The sequence below is a fragment of the Massilia genomosp. 1 genome (assembly GCF_011682185.1).
Taxonomy (GTDB): domain Bacteria; phylum Pseudomonadota; class Gammaproteobacteria; order Burkholderiales; family Burkholderiaceae_D; genus Telluria_A; species Telluria_A rubra.
Window position 1 is genome coordinate 1 of sequence record NZ_WHJF01000328.1, and the last position, 854, is coordinate 854.

Below are 854 nucleotides of genomic sequence, written 5' to 3' on the forward strand. Positions count from 1 at the left end.
CCGCTGCACAACCTGATGCGCGATGCGCTGCTTGAGTCACCCTTTATCCACGTTGACGAGACGGTGGTGCAGGTACTCAAGGCGCTTGGGAAGCAGCCAACGTCGAACAGCTACATGTGGGTGCAGACGGGCGGACCACCGGGCCAGCCGGTGGTGCTGTTCGACTACGATCCGGGCCGCGGGGCCCAGGTGCCGATGCGCCTGTTGCATGACTATCGTGGTTTCTTGATGACCGACGGCTACGACGGCTACAACCAACTCGCGCGCACCGACGGCATCGAGCACATGGCGTGCTGGGCGCACGTGCGCCGACGTTTCGTCGAGGCCGTGAAAGTCCAGCCTAAGGGGCGGCGCGGTCTGGCAGACGAGGCGGTCGCCATGATCGGCAAACTGTATGGCATTGAGCGCGACTGCAAGGACGCCAGCGACGCGGAGCGCCTGCTGGCGCGGCAGACGCACAGCGTGCCGGCGCTCGCGGCGCTGAAGGCGTGGCTGGACAAATCCTTGCCAGGCGTGACGCCGAAGAGCGCGCTGGGCAAGGCACTGTCGTACATGCGCGACTACTGGAGTCGCCTGACACGTTACACCGAGCGCGGTGACCTGCCGATCGATAACAACAGATGCGAGAACGCGATTCGTCCATTCGTGGTGGGCCGCAAGGCATGGCTGTTTAGCGACACGGTGGCTGGCGCCAATGCGAGTGCGGTTATTTACTCGCTGCTGGAGACGGCCAAGGCGAATGGCCTGGAGCCTTACACGTGGCTGCGCCGGGTACTGCGCGACTTGCCGGCGGCGAAAACCGTGGATGATGTAGCGGCGCTGCTGCCGTGGAATATGAAGGATTTGCATACCCC

General features: G+C 63.9%; 1 protein-coding gene. It reads left to right on the forward strand.

Annotated features, from left to right (window positions below; genetic code table 11):
- Positions 1-854: IS66 family transposase (gene tnpC / locus F1735_RS33885; RefSeq protein WP_167241425.1), on the forward strand; the 854-nt coding region annotated here is incomplete at both ends.